Origin of the sequence: Thioclava sp. ES.031 (assembly GCF_002563775.1) — a bacterium.
Lineage (GTDB): Bacteria > Pseudomonadota > Alphaproteobacteria > Rhodobacterales > Rhodobacteraceae > Thioclava.
The window spans coordinates 3,097,224-3,112,833 of record NZ_PDJO01000001.1 but is presented as its reverse complement, the minus strand read 5'-3'; the positions used below and the strand labels follow the sequence as shown (position 1 = coordinate 3,112,833).

Genomic DNA, 15,610 nt, shown 5'->3' with positions numbered 1-15,610 from the left:
GCCTCGGGAAAAAAACGAGAAAAATTATCGCACCACCTGCAACTGTTGCCGTGGGGCCGCGTTGCCTGTGACCAGTGCGTCATAGGGATCTTCGACGGCCAGCATCATGTCGACCACCTGTCGCAGCAGGGCGCGGCGTCCGCGCGCGGAGTAGAAACCGCCCGGAACCTGGCTCGTTTCCAGAAGGTAGTGACGGTAGTCGCGATAGGCGCGGCTGTCGGGGCGGGCCGGGCTTGCGAAGAAGGCCTCGAGCGGTTGTGCGGAGGTGAATTCCGGCTTGTCGAAGATCGCGCGACCCAGCGATTTCAGCGGCAGTCCGCGCCAGAGCGCCTGCTGCGCGGCGGTCGAATTGACCGTGACGGCGGAGCGCGCCTGCGCCAGAAGCCCGGCCAGCTTGCCGCCGCGCACGAAATGCACGCGCGACGCCAGCCCATGCGCGCGGGCCGCTTTGCGGATCGTCTCGCGGATCGGCGCGCGCCCGTCTTCGAGCGGATGGGCCTTGAAGACGAGGTGGTGATGGGGCGGGGCGCCTTTCGCGAAATTCTCCATCACCAGATCGATGAACTCGGTCTGGCTGGCGAAGGGTGAATGCATCCGGAAGCTGGAATCGTGTTCGAGCTGCAGCAGTACCAGATGATAGGGGAAGCCGCCATGCCGGATGCGCCGCGTCGCGCGTCTGCGCTCCAGCATATGCAGCGGCATCAGCAGCAGGCGGCGCAGCCAGAGGCGGAATTCCTGAAACACGGTGATGTCGCGATGCGGGCGGAAGCGGCGATAGGGGCCGGGGCGAAGCATCACGAAGAAATGGTAGAGCGCGCCGTAGAAAACGTGGTGGCGCATATCGCCCCAGCGGGGCGGGGCGTCGGGAAACTCGATCTCGGACTGGGCGAGCGCCGTGCGCATCTGCGCCACCGACATCTCCATCAGCCGGGAATGCCCGTTCGAGCCGCCGCGCTCGTAAGTGACCCAGTAGGGGCGGACGTAGCCTTCTTCGAAGACATGTACGCAGAGGCCCATCGCCTTCGCGACCTCGACAGCCTGCGCATGGATCGGGCGGGTGTCGCCATAGAGCACGAGATCGGTGATGCCTTTCTCGGCGATCAGGTCGCGCAGGTAATCGGCCCAATCCTCCGGCGGGGCGTCGAAACGCAGATAGGAGGCGCGGTCGAACCAGAACACCTCGTCTCCGCGATTGAACCCCACGCGCCAGACCGTCGCCCCCGCCTGTCGCAGCATCGCGCCAAGCTGATGAAAGAAGGGGCCGTGGGGCCCCTGCAGCATCAGGAAGTGGCGATTTTCGAAACGGTTCATCCAGTCGTGGGTCCTTGGCCTGCCTCCGTGATTGCGCAGGACGCGCGCGAAGTCACGGAGTTTGTGGGGTAATCCCTTAAATATTGGACAATTTTAGGGCAGGCACTGTGCGGGGCCGCGCAGCTCGTGACGGGACGGCGGGGCGCTCGTCTCTTGCGAAGGCGCGCCCTGCGGGCTAGCTAAGGTCCGAAATCTGAGGGGATATGCCATGTTCACCGGGATCGTGACCGATATCGGAGAAATTCTGGAGCTGGAGCAGCGCGGCGATCTGCGCGCGCGGATCGGCACAAGCTATGACGTGGGCAGCATCGAGCTGGGCGCGTCGATTGCCTGCGACGGCTGCTGCCTGACCGTGATCGCAACCGGCTCTGAGCCGAAAAACTGGTTCGATGTCGAGATCTCTGCCGAGAGCCAGACCAAGACCAATATCGGCGGCCGCGGCAACGATGCCAGCGGCGGCTGGCAGGTCGGCAAGAAGATCAACCTCGAACGCGCGCTGAAAGTGGGCGACGAGCTGGGCGGACACATCGTGTCAGGCCATGTCGATGGCGTGGCCGAGATCGTGGCGATGGTGGATGAGGGCGACAGCACGCGCTTCACCTTCCGCGCGCCCGAAGCGCTGGCGAAATACATCGCGCCGAAAGGCTCTGTCGCGCTGAACGGCACCTCGCTGACCGTGAACGAGGTCGAGGGCGCGACGTTCGGCGTCAACATCATCCCGCATACCAAGCAGGTCACCAACTGGGGCCATGCCAAGGCGGGCGACCGGATCAATCTCGAGATCGACACGCTCGCGCGCTACGTCGCGCGGCTGCAGGAGTGGAACACATGACCTCCGACGGAAAGACCCTGACCCCGGTCGACAAATCCGGCACGCATGACGTGCCCGGCGAGGTCGAGGAAAGCCTGCGTCACGTGATCTCGCCCGCCGAGGAGATCATCAAGGAGGCGCGCGAAGGCCGGATGGTGATCCTCGTCGATCACGAGGATCGCGAGAACGAGGGCGATCTGTATATTCCGGCCGAGAAATGCACCCCCGAGGCGGTGAACTTCATGGCGACTTACGGGCGCGGGCTGATCTGCCTGCCGCTCACCTCCGATCGCGTCGATCAGCTGGGGCTTGCGCCGATGGTGCGCGCCAATTCGATGCGCCACGAGACCGCCTTCACCGTCTCGATCGAGGCGCGCGAGAACATCACCACCGGGATTTCCGCCCATGACCGGGCGCAGACGATCAAGGTGGCGATCGACCCGAGCAAAGGCCCGCAGGATATCGCCTCGCCCGGCCACATCTTCCCGCTGCGGGCGCGTGATGGCGGGGTGCTCGTGCGCGCGGGCCATACCGAGGCCGCCGTAGACGTGGCGCGCCTTGCGGGGCTCAAGCCCGCCGGCGTGATCTGCGAGATCATGGGCGATGACGGCCACATGCTGCGCCTGCCGGGGCTGATCGAGTTCGGCAAGAAACACGGGCTGAAGATCGGCACGATCTCGGACCTGATCGCCTATCGCCGCCGCCACGACAATCTCGTGCGCGAGGGCCTGCGCCAGATGGTCACGTCCAGCCATGGCGGCGAGTGGGAGATGCGCGTCTTCACGGACATGGCCGAAGGTGTCGACCACATCGTTCTGGTGAAGGGCGACATTTCCACGCCCGAGCCGGTTCTGGTGCGCACCCATTCGCTCAACATTCTCGACGACGTACTGGGCATCGGCCCCGGTCCCGCCGACGAGGTGCGCCGCGCGATGGAGATCGTGGCTGCGGAAGGCCGTGGCCTCGTCTGCCTGTTCCGCGACCCGTCGAACCGCCTTCTGCGCGAAGAGGATCAGGGGCCGCGCACGATCAAGCAGATCGGTCTCGGCTCGCAGATCCTGTCCTCGATGGGGCTGCATGACATGATCCTTCTCACCGACAATCCGCAGACGAAATATGTGGGCCTCGACGCTTATGGCCTGCGCATCGTCGGCACACGCCCCATCACGGAGTAAGACATGGCTGGAATCTCGCATTACACGCTCGACCTGCCGAAATTCGACAGCGCGCCGCGGCTGCTGATCGTGGTCGCACCCTATTACAAGGATATCGCGGACAACCTGATCGCGGGCGCGAAAGCCACGGCTGAAGAGGCGGGCGCCTATGTCGACGTGATCGAGGTGCCCGGTGCATTGGAAATCCCGACCGCAATCGCGATGGCCGCGCGCATGGCCGATTACGACGGGTTCGTCGCCCTTGGCTGCGTGATCCGCGGCGAGACCACTCATTACGAGACCGTCTGCAACGACAGCTCGCGCGGGCTGACGCTGATGGGGCTCGAAGGGATTTGCATCGGCAACGGCATTCTGACGGTCGAAAATTACGAGCAGGCGGCCGTGCGCGCCGACCCTGCCGATCAAAACAAAGGTGGCGGCGCTGCGGCTGCGGCCTTGCATCTCATCTCATTGTCGCGCAAATGGGCGCGCCGGACGAAGGGTATCGGGTTCAAGCCCGCCGAATCCTTCCGTATCGCCGGCGACACTGACGGATCGAACAACGCATGACCGACGACGCCTCCTCCGACGCGCCCCAAGACGCCCCGAAACCGCGCAAGCTCACCCAAGAGGAGAAGCGCCAGATGAAATCCGCCTCGCGTCTTTACGCGGTTCAGGCGCTGTTTCAGATGGAAGCGGCCGGGCAGGGCGCCGACAAGGTGCGCCGCGAGTTCGAGAATTTCCGCTTTGGCGCCGTGGATGAGGACGGCACCGAAATGGCCGAGGGCAATCTCGACCTGTTCCGCCGTCTGATCGACGATGCGGTGACCTGGCAGGCGAAGATCGACCAGGCGACCGACCGTGCGCTGGTGGCGAAATGGCCGATCGACCGGATCGACCCGGTGCTGCGCGCGTTGTTCCGCGCGGCCGGGGCCGAGCTGATCACCCCCGCGACGCCGCCGCGCGTCGTCATCACCGAGTTCGTCGACGTGGCCCGGGCCTTCTTCCCCGAAGGCAAGGAGCCGAAATTCGTCAACGCGGTGCTCGATCACATGGCGCGCGCGCTGCAGCCCGAGGCGTTCTGAGCGCGCTCACTCGCGACACCATGCCACGGGCGAACACCCGCTTATCTCGCATTTGCCGCCCGTTTCCCTGTTTGAAACTTGGGAATATGCACTAGATTGTGAGGTAAGCAGGAGGATTTTTCATGCCCGAACTGGTCCGGCTCTACATCAAGAACGTCGTCATCGGCTTCTTCATCGCGCTCGCCTTCGTTGGCCTTCTTCTCGGCTTCAATGTCGGCAATCTCCGCCACCTGATTTTCACGTCCGATATCGGCTATATCGCGATGGCGCTTCTGGTCGTGTTCAACACGATCGTCTTCTCCGGCGTCCAATTCGCGATTGCGGTGATGCGCATGGCCGAAGATGACGACAGTTCCGGCGGCGGCAAACGCGACGGCATCCCCACCGATATGGCGGCCGAGCATCTGGCGATCCCGGTTCCGGTCGATACGCCCAAGTCGCGCCAGCAGATGCAGCTGCGCCGCTGAGCGCATCCACGTCCCAAGACGACAAAAGCCCCGACCGATCCGGCGGGGCTTTTTGCTGTCTTGCGATGGGTGGAGTGACGGAAACCGCAGCAGACGTGTAGACGAGAGTTCCCGGAGACCTGAAAAGTCAGGTGGGCGCCAGATACCGAGGCCAGGACCCCGGCAGAGCCAGCTCCCTCAGGAATGGTATAGGCCACTGGAAAAGGGTCTTTCACAGAAAGAGCAGTAACCGTCAGCCCCCCAGATAGGGGTGAAACCGCGCTCCGGCAAGAGGGGGAGAGGGAGGGTTTTCCGGGTGGCGAGGCTCTGCCACTGCGACACCTTGGCGCTTGGGTTTGCCCTGCAAGGCTCTACCCTTGGCGGCAGGAATTCGCGGACAGGAGTTTTCATGAGCGATTTGAACGGGCCCGCCGCAGGCGGCGGGAGTGGCAGCATCGGAATCGGAGCGGTGCTGGAGCGGCTCTGGGCGGACAACACCTTGCGCACCGAGGTCGGTGCCGGGGCGCTGTTGCTGCCGGTGATGGTGGCCGGTCATGCGCGGATGATCGACTACCTGCTCTATCTGCTGCTGGCGCTGGCGCTGTTTGCGGGCGAGGCGTTCCGGGTCAGCGCTGCGGGGCTTCTTGGCCAGATCAAACCCGAAGGGCTGGCCGAGGCCGCCACGCTGCTGCGGGTGGCCGAGTTCGGCGTCTGGGTGCTGCGCGCGGCGCTGATCGTTCTGGTGCTCTCGGTGCTGGTCTTCTGATCCGACCTTTTGATCCGGCGCTTCGCTTCGGTGCTGCGGGCTGAGTCTGGACTTTTGTTCACACTTCGTTCATGTTTTCCCGCATGACGCAGATTCCGCTTTCCGAACTTCAGCCGGGGCAGGTGCTCGCACGCGGCATGGCCCGCGCGCTGTCCGAGCTGGGGCTCGATAGTTTGCCGGAAATGGTGCTGCGCCCAAGGTTGCGCGCCGATCTGATGGCGATCGACCGGAAGGGCGAAATCTGGATCGTGGAGTGCAAGTCGAGCCGCGCCGATTTCACCTCGGATCGGAAATGGGACGGCTATCTGGACTGGTGCGACCGCTATTTCTGGGCGGTGGACCAGGATTTCCCCACGGATCTTCTGCCCGAGGGAACGGGGCTGTTCATCGCGGATGGCTACGGGGCCGAGATGATCCGCGAGGCACCGCTGTCCAAGCTTGCGCCTGCGCGGCGCAAAGCGCTGACGCTCGATTTCGCGCGCGCGGCGGCGCGGCGGTTGCAGCGGCTGTGCGATCCGGGCGCGATACCGCCCGGATTTTGAAGCTCAGCGCTTCTTGCCCTTGCCTCCCTTGCTCATTTCGCGCGCGGCTTCGGCGGCTGCCTGCAGTTCTTCGGCGATTTCCATCGCCTCGTCGGGATCGAAATCGAGCGGCAGCTCGACGCCTTCGCCCTCGACATAGATCCGCACCATCCCGAGCGAGGTCGGGCCGATTTGCAGATTCGCGGAGATGTCGCTTTCCTTGTCGATGCTCATCGAAAACTCCTGAGAGGTTGGATGGAAAATGCACCTAACCCCCGCGACGTGCGCAGGCAAGACTTGGTGCGAATTTCTCGTCATCGGACACTTGCATTCCGCGCGCGAGGGGTCTAAATCCCGCGCCAGTGCCGCCTTAGCTCAGTTGGTTAGAGCGCTGGATTGTGGATCCAGAGGTCCCCCGTTCAAGCCGGGGAGGCGGTACCATTCCCCCCCCTTCAGATTCGTTAATCGGTGGTATTTCGCCGCGCGCGCTGGACTTTTCCGTGCAATGATCAATCTTGTTTTCTTAAACGCAGCGGAGGCTTCATGCCTGTTTACACTGATTACGAACTGCCGGAGACACTGGTAAGCTATTGCGACAAGTCGAATGTCGCGCTGACCATTGCCGCGGCCGATCGTGAGGATGTGCCGCTTGTCTACGTGAATCAGGCGTTTCTCAATCTGACCGGCTATTCCGCTAAAGAGGTGCTGGGGCAGAACTGCCGTTTCCTGCAGGCGGGTGCCGCGACCGAGGAAGAACGCGGTGCGATGCGGGAATTCATCGATGACGAGGAAATTTCCGCCGGCCGTTTTCGCGTCACCAACAGCCGCGCGAATGGCGAGACCTTCCAGAATTTCGTGTTCATGACGCGTCTGCGCGAACCCAATGGAGAGACGCGCTTGTTTCTCGGGTCGCAGTTCGACCTGACCTCCGCGGCGGAACGTCAGAACGTGAAGGTCGATATCGCCGCGCATGACGAGAGCCTGCTGCGCAATGCCGACGATCTCGCCGCGATGTCGCGCGGATTCGGTCTCGCGATGATCGGCTCTGCCAAGGTGCTGTCGGAGAGCCTCTCCACAATGGCCACGATTATCTACCGCGAGGGCTAAGAATGGCTGCGGCCACGTTTATGTGTTCAGTACTATGTCAAATGTTATTGCGGGGCCCTGAGGCTAGTGACACCGATCTGCGGATGAAAAACGCAGAGATGCATAGAGAAGGGCGCGCTCGCCGCGCCCTTTTGGTCGCGCGCTGCGCGGATCGGCGGGCGACACGGTGAGCGCCCCTGAGGATCTATACGTTGTCGGCATCGGCGCCTCCGCTGGTGGGCTGGAAGCGCTTCGCGATCTGCTGGAGCCTGCGCGGGTGGACGACCCCAGCGCCTATGTCGTCGTTCAGCATCTCGATCCGAACCACGAGTCGCTTCTGGCGGAATTGCTCGGCCGGTCGACCTCGCTCGAAGTGCTGCAGGCCGAAGATGGCGCGAAGCTGGAGGCCGGGCATGTCTACACGATCCCGCCGGGCTACGGGCTGGAGGTCGAAAACGGGCGCCTGAAGCTTTCGGAATTCGCCCAGCCCCGCGGGCTGCGCCGTCCGATCGACGACTTCTTCGTATCGCTGGGGCAGGACCTCGGACGCCGCTCGGTCTGCGTGATCCTGTCGGGCACCGGCACGGATGGCTCTGTCGGGCTGCGCGCGGTGAAGGAACATGGTGGCTTCTGCATCGCACAGGATGCCACGGCGCGTTACGATTCCATGCCGAATTCGGCTGTCGCGACCGGGATGGTCGACGTGGTCAGCGCGCCTTCCGACGTGATCGCGCGGATCACCGAGTTCCGCAATGTCGATCCGGATCAGGTGAACACGGCGCCGCCGGTTTCCGGAACGCTGGATGAGATCTGCGCGGCGCTGAACCGTCTGACGGGGCATGACTTCTCGCAATACAAGCGCTCGACCCTAGAGCGTCGGATCCAGCGCCGGATGCAGGTCGTCGGCATTCTGCACCCGCGCGAATATCTCGAACGGCTCGAACGCGAGGAAGACGAGCCTCTGGCTCTGTTGGGCGATCTGCTGATCAACGTCACCCGCTTCTTCCGGGACAGCGCGCATTTCGAGGCGCTGAACGAGACGGCGATCAAGCCGATGGTCGAGAAAGCCGAAGATGGCGGCGCGCTGCGCATCTGGGTGCCGGGTTGTTCGAGCGGCGAGGAAGCCTACACGCTGGCGATGCTCATCGACCGGGCGATCCATGCGAGCGGCAAGGAGATCGATTTCCAGATCTTCGCCACCGATATCGACGAGCGGATGCTCGCGATCGCGCGCGAGGGGCGCTATCCGGTCTCGGTCCTGCTCGATCTGCCAGAGGTGTATCGCGATTTCTATACGATCGGGCGCGAGGGCAATTTCCAGATCACCGCCGCGCTGCGTGACCGGGTGCGCTTCTCGCCGCACTCGCTGATCAAGGACCCGCCGTTTTCGCGGCTCGACCTGGTGTCCTGCCGCAACCTGCTGATCTATTTCGGAGAGAAGTTGCAGGCACGGGCGCTGCCGATCTTCCACTATGCGCTCAATCCGGGCGGGGTGCTTTTCCTCGGCCCATCCGAGACGATCGGGCGGCATGAGGAACTTTTCGATCCCATAGACGGCGCGATGCGCATCTTCCGCAGCATAGGACCCCGGTCTCCTTATCCGACCGAACTGCCGATGCGCTCTGACCCTCATGCGCGACTTGCGCCAATCCGACCTAAGACGACCGATAGAAGAACCAAAGACTGGAACACGACCTTGGCCAGTAATCGAATCCTCGATCTTTATGCGCCCGCGACGCTGAACGTCGATCGCGATGGGGCGATCCTCGCCGCGACGGGGCGCTTGGGCAAGTATCTTGAGATCGACCCGTCCGAGACCGGGCAGGGCTATGCGCAATCGCTCGCGCGCGCGGGCCTGCGCGAGGCGCTCTCCGCGGTGATCCGCGAGTCGGCGGAGCTTGGTACGCGCAAAATCGTGCGCGATGTCGAGGTGATCTCGGAAACCGGGCGGCAGCATGTCGATGTGCTGGCCGATCCGCTCTCCGACGATACGCTGCTGATCATCTTCCGCGACCGGGGCCCGTTCGAAGCGCTGGACGAATATGATTTCGACGAGATCGCGCCGTCGGAAAGCCATGTGCAGGTTCTGGAAGCCGAGTTGCGCGCAACCCGCAACCGCCTGCGCACGACGGTCGAAGAGCTGGAGACCGCCAACGAAGAGCTGAAATCCTCGAATGAGGAAATGATGTCGATGAACGAGGAGTTGCAATCGACGAACGAAGAGCTCGCGACGGTCAATGACGAACTCAAGACCAAGGTCGAAGAGCTTTCGACTGCGAATGCCGATCTGCGCAACATCTTCGATTCCAAGCTGCATGCGCTGGTGACGGTCGATCGCAAACTGCGCCTGCGCAACTTCACCGATGGTGCGAGCGAGATGATCCGGCTGCGCGGCAGTGATCGTGGACGCCCGCTCGATGACATTCAGAACCTGCTCGACACGCCCGAGGTGATGATCGAATTGATCAATGTGGTCCTCGAGGGCGAGTTGCCGCGACCGCGCCGGGTCAAGTCCACCGAACTCGGCAAGGTCTGGTCGCTCTCCGCGACGCCGTATCTGAATTCGCGCGGCGACGTGGAAGGCGCGACGCTCGTCTTCACCGACATTACCGAGGCGCTGCGCCTCGAGACGGAACTGACGCTGAAGGGCGAGCGGTTGCAACTCGCACTGGAAATCGCGCAGATCGGAATCTGGTCGATCATCGAACCGAACGGAGAGGTCGAGGTCGACGAGGCCGTGGCGGCGTTCTTCGAACTCGAAGCGGCCGGCACCTATCCGATCGCGCGTTTCTTCGAACGTGTCGCAGAGCATGACCGTGCCCGCGTCGAACAGGCGGTGCGTGAGGCCCGCGAGGCTGGGTCCGAACTGGAAGTCGACTACGAGCTCAACCTCCCCTCCGGCACGAAGCGCCATCTGCGCGCGACCGGTCGGATGATGGGGGAAGGCAAGGGGCACCGCCTGCTGGGGCTCAGCGTCGACATCACCGCCGACGAAGAGGCGGCGCAGATGCGCGAGCTGATGCTGCGCGAGATGAACCACCGGGTGAAGAACCTGTTCTCCATCGTCTCGGGCATGCTGCGGATCGCAGGACGTACGGCGGCCAGCCCGCGCGAGCTGGTCGAGGATGTCGGTCAGCGGATCAACGCGCTTGCGCGCTCGCACGATCTGGCCCGCACCCGAACCTCTGGCGCGGCGATCCCGCTGCGCGAGGTGATCGAGACGACCTTGGCCCCTTATGACGACCCGTCGAAATTCCTGATCGACGGGCCGGAGGTCGATGTTCCGACGCATCACCTGACCGCGCTGGCGCTGATTTTCCACGAATGGAGCACGAATGCCGCGAAATATGGGGTTTTGGGGCAACGGGAGGGTGATCTTGAGATCACATGGTCGAAGGAAACTGACGACACCGTGATACTATCGTGGAACGAGCGGTACCGTGAAGCGTTACAGCTCGACACGAACAAACAGGGCTTCGGCTCGACGTTGGTCGATATTTCCGCCAGCCAGATCTCGGCGCGGGTCGACACGCGTCAGACACCGGAAAGCCGTTGCAACAGGATTATCTTCGCGCATGAAATCGATGGCGACGCTGACTAAGAAAGCACCGAGCGAGGTGCTCCTTGTGGAAGATGAAGCCGTCGTCGCGCTTGATCTACAGTTCATGCTTGAGGATCTCGGGATGGAGGTCTGGGGCCCCTGCGCCACCGTGCGCGCGGGTCTGGATCTGGTCCGCGAGCGTCTGCCGGGCGCTGCGATCCTCGACGTGATGCTGGCCGATGGCGAGGTCTACGAACTGGCCGATCGGCTCCATGAGGCGGGCGTGCCGCTCCTGTTCCATTCCGGCCATGCCGAGGCTTCGCAGCTGCGCGAGCGGTATCCCGGCGCGGCGGTCTGCCCGAAGCCCGCGCTTCCCTCGGAGATCGAGTCGAAGCTCGCGAATTGGTTCATTCCGTCTGAGTGAGGTCGTCCAGCTGGGACTGATCGATCCGTGCCAGCAGGTCGCGCGTGGCGTGGCTGACATGGTGGTCGCGGTGACGCAGCGCATAGAAGGGCCGCGGCGCGAGGTGCAAATCCCAGTCCTGAACCGTTCCAAGGCTCAGTGACCGCGCGACGACATGGGCCGAGAGAATGGTGATCCCGGCCCCTGCCTCGACCGCGCTCAGCACCGCCTCGTTCGAGGGCAGGACCAGCGCCTTTGAGAGCGCGTGCGGCGCAACGCCAAGATCGGCAAGGGCCGCTTCCGCGGTAGAGCGCGTGCCAGAGCCCGGCTCGCGCAGCACCCAGCTCGCCGCGCTCAGTGCGCGCGCATCCAGCTTGCCGGGGGGCGGCGCGGCGCTGACCAGCATGAGCCGATCCGCCCCGATCTGGACCCGCTCCAGTTTCGCATCCTCGACATCGCCCTCGACCAGCGCAAGATCGTGCAGGCCGGCGCGCAGACGCTCTGCCGCCTCCTGCGTGTTGCCGATTTCCAGCGTCACCTCGATCCCCGGGCGGGTTTGCCGGAAAGCGGCGAGGTAGGGCGGCAGCCAGTAGCCCGCGATGGTCTGGCTGGCGATCAGGCGGATATGCCCGCGTTCGAGTCCGCGGGTCTCGGCAAGCATCGCCTCCGCCTCGGCAAACCGTGCCAGCACCGCGCGCGCCTCTGGCAGAAAGGCGCGGCCTTCCTCGGTCAGCGAAATCCCCCGCCCGATCCGGTCGAACAGCGCGATCTCATGCCGCGCCTCGAGCGCCGCGATGGCGGCGGAGGCCGTCGATTGCGTCATGTTCAGCCGGGCCGCGGCGCGGGTCATGTGCTGCTCTTCCGCCACCGCGATGAAAACGCGGAGTTGTTCGGGGGTCATGCGTGTCTCCGGCTCAATTGATCGACAAAAACGATCATATCGACAAAAACATTTCGTTTGAAGAATGAATTGGCGCGGGCAATTACAGGACAAGACCAGACCGAGAGGAGGCCACCGTGCCGCACCATTCGACCCTTGCCTGCAGCCTTTCCCGCCCGCGGCTTGCGCTTCGCGCCTTCGCGCCGGGGCTTGCGCTAAGCGCCGCTGTCGCCGCGCTCGCGGCCTTGGGGGGCGCGGCGGAGCGCGCGCTGTTCGGGGCGGAATGGCTGGAGCCGCTGGTGCTGGCGATCCTCATCGGTGCGGTGGTGCGCTCCCTCTGGACACCGCCTGCGCGCTTCGATGCCGGTATCCGATTTTCCGCCAAGACGGTGCTGGAGATCGCGATCGTCTTGCTTGGCGCCTCGGTGAGCGCCCAGACGCTTCTGTCGGTCGGGCCGGGCCTTCTGGGCGGCATCGTCGCGGTGGTCGCGCTGATGGTGCCCGCGGCCTACCTGCTGGGGCGGGCCCTGCGCCTGCCAGCCCGCATGGCGCTTCTGATCGCTTGCGGCAACGGCATCTGCGGCAATTCCGCCATCGCCGCCGTCGCGCCGGTGATCGACGCCGATAGCGACGATGTCAGCGCCGCAATCGCCTTTACCGCCGTGTTGGGCGTCGCGGTGGTTCTGCTGCTGCCGGTGGTCGGCCACGTGGCGGGGATGAGCGTGCATGGCTATGGCATCCTGTCGGGGATCACGGTCTACGCGGTGCCGCAGGTTCTGGCCGCCGCAGCGCCGATGGGGGGCGCGGCGATCCAGCTTGGCACGCTTGTGAAGCTGGTGCGCGTCTTGATGCTGGGGCCGATCACGGTGGTTCTGTCGCTTCTCGCGCCGCATCTGCCGACCGATGGGCGCTCTGCCGGGCCGGAAGGGCGGTTGCGGCGCGGGCTGATGCCGCCGCTCTTCATTCTCGGGTTCCTCGGGATGATCGTGCTGCGCTCTGCCGGGGCGCTGCCGGAGGCTGCGCTTGCGCCGATGGGGCAGGGGGCGTCCATCCTGACGGTGATCGCGATGGCGGCGCTGGGGCTTGGCGTCGATGCGCGGGCGGTGGCGGCCGCCGGGCCGCGTGTGATCGCGACGGTGACGCTGTCGCTGGTCATGCTGGTGGGCGCAGGTCTCGGTCTTGTGACCTTGCTCGCCGCCTGAGCGTCAACGCTGAATGCGCGGCGCGATCCGGGGCCTTTCGCAATTTCGCACGGCCCCCTGTGCGGGCTGCCTGTGTTGATCCTCGCGACCCAGAGGATATGTGGGATGGGACGAAAACGTTAGCAGGCTAACTTTATTCCCGAGGCCCCCATGTCCGACCGTGCCGCCGTTAAATCCGCTCCCACCGAAGCCGCCCGCCGCGACCGTGCCGAGTTGACCCGCACGATGATGCTGACGGCGCGGTCTGTGCGCGCGATGTTCGACGCGCAGGCACGCGATATGGGCCTGACCTTTGCGCGTGCGCAGGCGATACTGGCGATCTCGCGCGACGAGGGACTGAAGCAGACTCAACTGGCCGAGACATTGGCGATCGAGACGCCGACGCTGAACCGGACTCTCGACGGGCTGGAGAAGCTCGGTTTCGTGGAGCGTCGCGCCGATCCCGACGACAAACGCGTCCGCCAGATTTTCCTCACCGAACATGCCCGCGCAAATGCCTCCGAGATCGAGACCTTCGTCGAGGCGCTGCGCGCGAAACTCTACGACGGTATCGACGCTGACGAGGTCGCCCGCGCCCGCAAGGCGATGGAGCGGATGCAGGCCAATCTCGAGAGGATGCGCGGCCAATGAATTTCCAGATTCGCGACATCAACGGCCCGGATGCGCGTCCGACGGCCGCCGAACCGGTATCGCCGCGCGAGCGCGTGCGGCCCGAGGCGGCTCCGGTCAAAGTGGCCGAGGTCACGCAAAACGAGGTCACAGAGGCAGAGCCTCCCGAGACAGAGGTCACGCCCCAGCCCGCCGCGCCTGCGGAGCCTGACCATTCCACGCCCAAGCGGCTCGTCTATGCCAGCGCCGCCGTCTTCGTGGCACTGTCGCAATCGCTGGCCACCGGCTTTGTCTCGGCCAACCTGCCGCAGCTTGCGGGGGATCTTCACGCCACCACGAACCACACCTATTGGGTGATGGCGGCTTTCATGGCGCCGCGCGCGTCGATGCCACTGATGCTGATCCGCATCCGCGACCAGTTCGGCCTGCGCCGCTTCGCCGAGGTCGGGATCGTCTGCTTCGTGCTGGCGATGGTGCTGAACCTCTGGGTCGACGATCTGCATTCCGCGGTCATCGTGGCCTTCCTGAGCGGGTGCGCCGCGGCTCCGCTGTCGAGCTTGGGCTTTCTCTACATGCTGGAGGCGGTGCCGGTCGCGCAGCGCATGAAGATCGCGATTCCCGGTGTTTTGACGATGATCATGGTGGGTCGTCCCTTGGCGCGAGTGCTGCTGCCCGACCTCACCGCGAATGCCAGCTGGCACGCGGTGAGCCTGTTCCAGATGGGCATGGCGCTGGTGGCCCTTGCGCTCATTTTTGCGCTGCCGCTGACGCCGCGCCCTCTGCAAAAGGTGCTCAAGCCGCTCGATTCTGTCTCTTTCACGCTGCTCGCGGTTGGTTTTGGCGCGTTCACCAGCGTCTTCATGTTCGGCGCGCTCGATTACTGGACGCAGGCCGAGTGGCTTGGCGTGGCGCTTGCGGCGGCGATCGTGATGGTCGCGGGCGCGGTGCTGATCGAGATGCAGCGGCCCAATCCGCTGATCGATTTTCACTGGCTGCTGAGCCCGCAGATCCTGCATCTGGCCGGCACGCTGCTGGTCTTCCGCATCTTGCTGGCCGAGCAGAACGCGGGCGCGGTCGGTTTCCTGCGCACGATGGGGCTGCAGCCCGGGCAAGAGCAGCTGCTGTTCGGGATCATCGCGCTGTCGATGCTGGCCGCGACGGGCGTGCTGATGCTGACCAATAGCGGGGCGCGTGCGCCGCTGTTCCACGGCATCGCGCTGGTTCTGATCGCGGCCGGGGCGTGGATGGATTCGCAATCGACCGCGCTCACCCGGCCCGAGCAGATGTATCTCAGCCAGGCGATGATCGGCTTCGCGGGGATCCTGTTCCTGCCGCCTGCGATGGCGAAAGGGTTGGGAGCCGCCTTCGCGAAGGGCCCGCATTACCTGCTGAGCTTCGTCGTGCTGTTTCTGGCCACGCAATCCATTGGTGGGGTCATCGGGTCGGGGCTGTTCCGCTCGTTGGTGGTCGACCGCACCGCCTATCATATGGCGCAGCTTTCGCCGCAGATCTCGCCCGACAACCCCATTTTGAGCCAGACCCTCGCGCGAAGCGCCGCATCGCTTGGCAGCCAGACCGCAGATGCGGGCGCAAGGGCCGGGGCCGCGCTGTCCTCGGTTGCCGCCACGGTGCGGCAGCAGGCGGCCATCCTCGCCTATGACGACGCGTTCCGCGCGGTGTTCTGGCTCGCGCTGGCGGCGCTCGCCGGGCTGATCGCCCATGTCGCCCTGCGCCAAAGCTGGCCCCTCCCGCACCTGCGCCTCACGCCCTCCACCCCTGTTTCCACGAGTTGATC

The 15,610-nt window shown here is 64.6% G+C and carries 16 protein-coding genes and 1 tRNA gene; 14 read left to right on the top strand and 3 right to left on the bottom strand.

What is annotated here, in order from left to right; genetic code table 11:
• Positions 1–24: 24 nt before the first annotated feature.
• Positions 25–1,311, bottom strand: coding sequence for a capsule biosynthesis protein (locus tag AXZ77_RS14850; RefSeq protein ID WP_098411749.1), 1,287 nt, complete (start codon positions 1,309–1,311; stop codon positions 25–27).
• A gap of 208 nt (positions 1,312–1,519) precedes the next feature.
• On the opposite strand from AXZ77_RS14850, the gene AXZ77_RS14845 reads away from it, so the two are divergent.
• The 7 genes from AXZ77_RS14845 (at position 1,520) to AXZ77_RS14815 (ending at position 6,115) form a co-directional block, all read left to right on the top strand.
• Positions 1,520–2,143, top strand: coding sequence for a riboflavin synthase (locus tag AXZ77_RS14845; protein ID WP_098411748.1), 624 nt, complete (start codon positions 1,520–1,522; stop codon positions 2,141–2,143).
• On the top strand, positions 2,140–3,297 hold the full coding sequence (gene ribB, locus AXZ77_RS14840; protein ID WP_098411747.1) for a 3,4-dihydroxy-2-butanone-4-phosphate synthase: 1,158 nt from the start codon (positions 2,140–2,142) through the stop codon (positions 3,295–3,297). Before AXZ77_RS14845 ends, ribB begins: the two co-directional genes overlap by 4 nt.
• 3 nt (positions 3,298–3,300) lie before the next feature.
• A complete protein-coding gene (locus AXZ77_RS14835; RefSeq protein ID WP_098411746.1) occupies positions 3,301–3,846 on the top strand; it encodes a 6,7-dimethyl-8-ribityllumazine synthase in 546 nt (181 codons plus the stop codon).
• Entirely contained in the window at positions 3,843–4,361 is a 519-nt protein-coding gene (gene nusB / locus AXZ77_RS14830) for a transcription antitermination factor NusB (protein ID WP_098411745.1), read from the top strand. The genes AXZ77_RS14835 and nusB overlap by 4 nt, the downstream gene beginning before the upstream one ends.
• A gap of 122 nt (positions 4,362–4,483) precedes the next feature.
• Complete coding sequence (locus AXZ77_RS14825) at positions 4,484–4,828, top strand: hypothetical protein (RefSeq protein ID WP_078541924.1); 345 nt, start codon at positions 4,484–4,486, stop codon at positions 4,826–4,828.
• Positions 4,829–5,216: 388 nt separating this feature from the next.
• On the top strand, positions 5,217–5,573 hold the full coding sequence (locus AXZ77_RS14820; protein ID WP_098411744.1) for a hypothetical protein: 357 nt from the start codon (positions 5,217–5,219) through the stop codon (positions 5,571–5,573).
• Positions 5,574–5,656: 83 nt separating this feature from the next.
• Positions 5,657–6,115, top strand: coding sequence for an MmcB family DNA repair protein (locus AXZ77_RS14815; protein ID WP_098412571.1), 459 nt, complete (start codon positions 5,657–5,659; stop codon positions 6,113–6,115).
• A gap of 3 nt (positions 6,116–6,118) precedes the next feature.
• Here the strand turns inward: AXZ77_RS14815 and AXZ77_RS14810 are convergent, their stop codons facing one another.
• Positions 6,119–6,328 (bottom strand): DUF6324 family protein, encoded by a 210-nt coding sequence (locus AXZ77_RS14810; protein WP_078520339.1) that lies wholly within the window; start codon positions 6,326–6,328, stop codon positions 6,119–6,121.
• 130 nt (positions 6,329–6,458) lie between these two features.
• Here AXZ77_RS14810 and AXZ77_RS14805 point away from each other — a divergent pair.
• The 4 genes from AXZ77_RS14805 to AXZ77_RS14790 all read left to right on the top strand — a co-directional run bounded on the left by AXZ77_RS14805 (position 6,459) and on the right by AXZ77_RS14790 (position 11,145).
• Positions 6,459–6,535: transfer RNA gene (locus AXZ77_RS14805), tRNA-His, on the top strand.
• 102 nt (positions 6,536–6,637) lie between these two features.
• Positions 6,638–7,201: a PAS domain-containing protein gene (locus AXZ77_RS14800; RefSeq protein ID WP_098411743.1), complete on the top strand. Its 564-nt coding sequence runs from the start codon at positions 6,638–6,640 to the stop codon at positions 7,199–7,201.
• Positions 7,202–7,367: 166 nt separating this feature from the next.
• Positions 7,368–10,781 (top strand): CheR family methyltransferase, encoded by a 3,414-nt coding sequence (locus AXZ77_RS14795; RefSeq protein ID WP_255266513.1) that lies wholly within the window; start codon positions 7,368–7,370, stop codon positions 10,779–10,781.
• Positions 10,756–11,145 carry a response regulator gene (locus AXZ77_RS14790; RefSeq protein ID WP_218000492.1) on the top strand — a complete coding sequence of 130 codons (390 nt, stop codon included), beginning with the start codon at positions 10,756–10,758 and terminating at the stop codon, positions 11,143–11,145. The genes AXZ77_RS14795 and AXZ77_RS14790 overlap by 26 nt, the downstream gene beginning before the upstream one ends.
• Here the strand turns inward: AXZ77_RS14790 and AXZ77_RS14785 are convergent.
• Entirely contained in the window at positions 11,129–12,025 is an 897-nt protein-coding gene (locus tag AXZ77_RS14785) for a LysR substrate-binding domain-containing protein (protein WP_098411740.1), read from the bottom strand. The genes AXZ77_RS14790 and AXZ77_RS14785 overlap by 17 nt on opposite strands.
• 116 nt (positions 12,026–12,141) lie before the next feature.
• Here AXZ77_RS14785 and AXZ77_RS14780 point away from each other — a divergent pair, with 116 nt between their 5' ends.
• The 3 genes from AXZ77_RS14780 to AXZ77_RS14770 all read left to right on the top strand — a co-directional run bounded on the left by AXZ77_RS14780 (position 12,142) and on the right by AXZ77_RS14770 (position 15,608).
• Positions 12,142–13,206, top strand: a complete 1,065-nt coding sequence (locus AXZ77_RS14780) for a YeiH family protein (protein ID WP_098411739.1) — start codon at positions 12,142–12,144, stop codon at positions 13,204–13,206.
• A 150-nt stretch (positions 13,207–13,356) separates the two neighbouring features.
• Positions 13,357–13,836 carry a MarR family winged helix-turn-helix transcriptional regulator gene (locus AXZ77_RS14775; RefSeq protein ID WP_098411738.1) on the top strand — a complete coding sequence of 160 codons (480 nt, stop codon included), beginning with the start codon at positions 13,357–13,359 and terminating at the stop codon, positions 13,834–13,836.
• The gene (locus AXZ77_RS14770; RefSeq protein WP_098411737.1) at positions 13,833–15,608 is read left to right on the top strand and encodes an MFS transporter; all 1,776 of its coding nucleotides are present in this window, start codon (positions 13,833–13,835) and stop codon (positions 15,606–15,608) included. Before AXZ77_RS14775 ends, AXZ77_RS14770 begins: the two co-directional genes overlap by 4 nt.
• Positions 15,609–15,610: the final 2 nt, after the last annotated feature.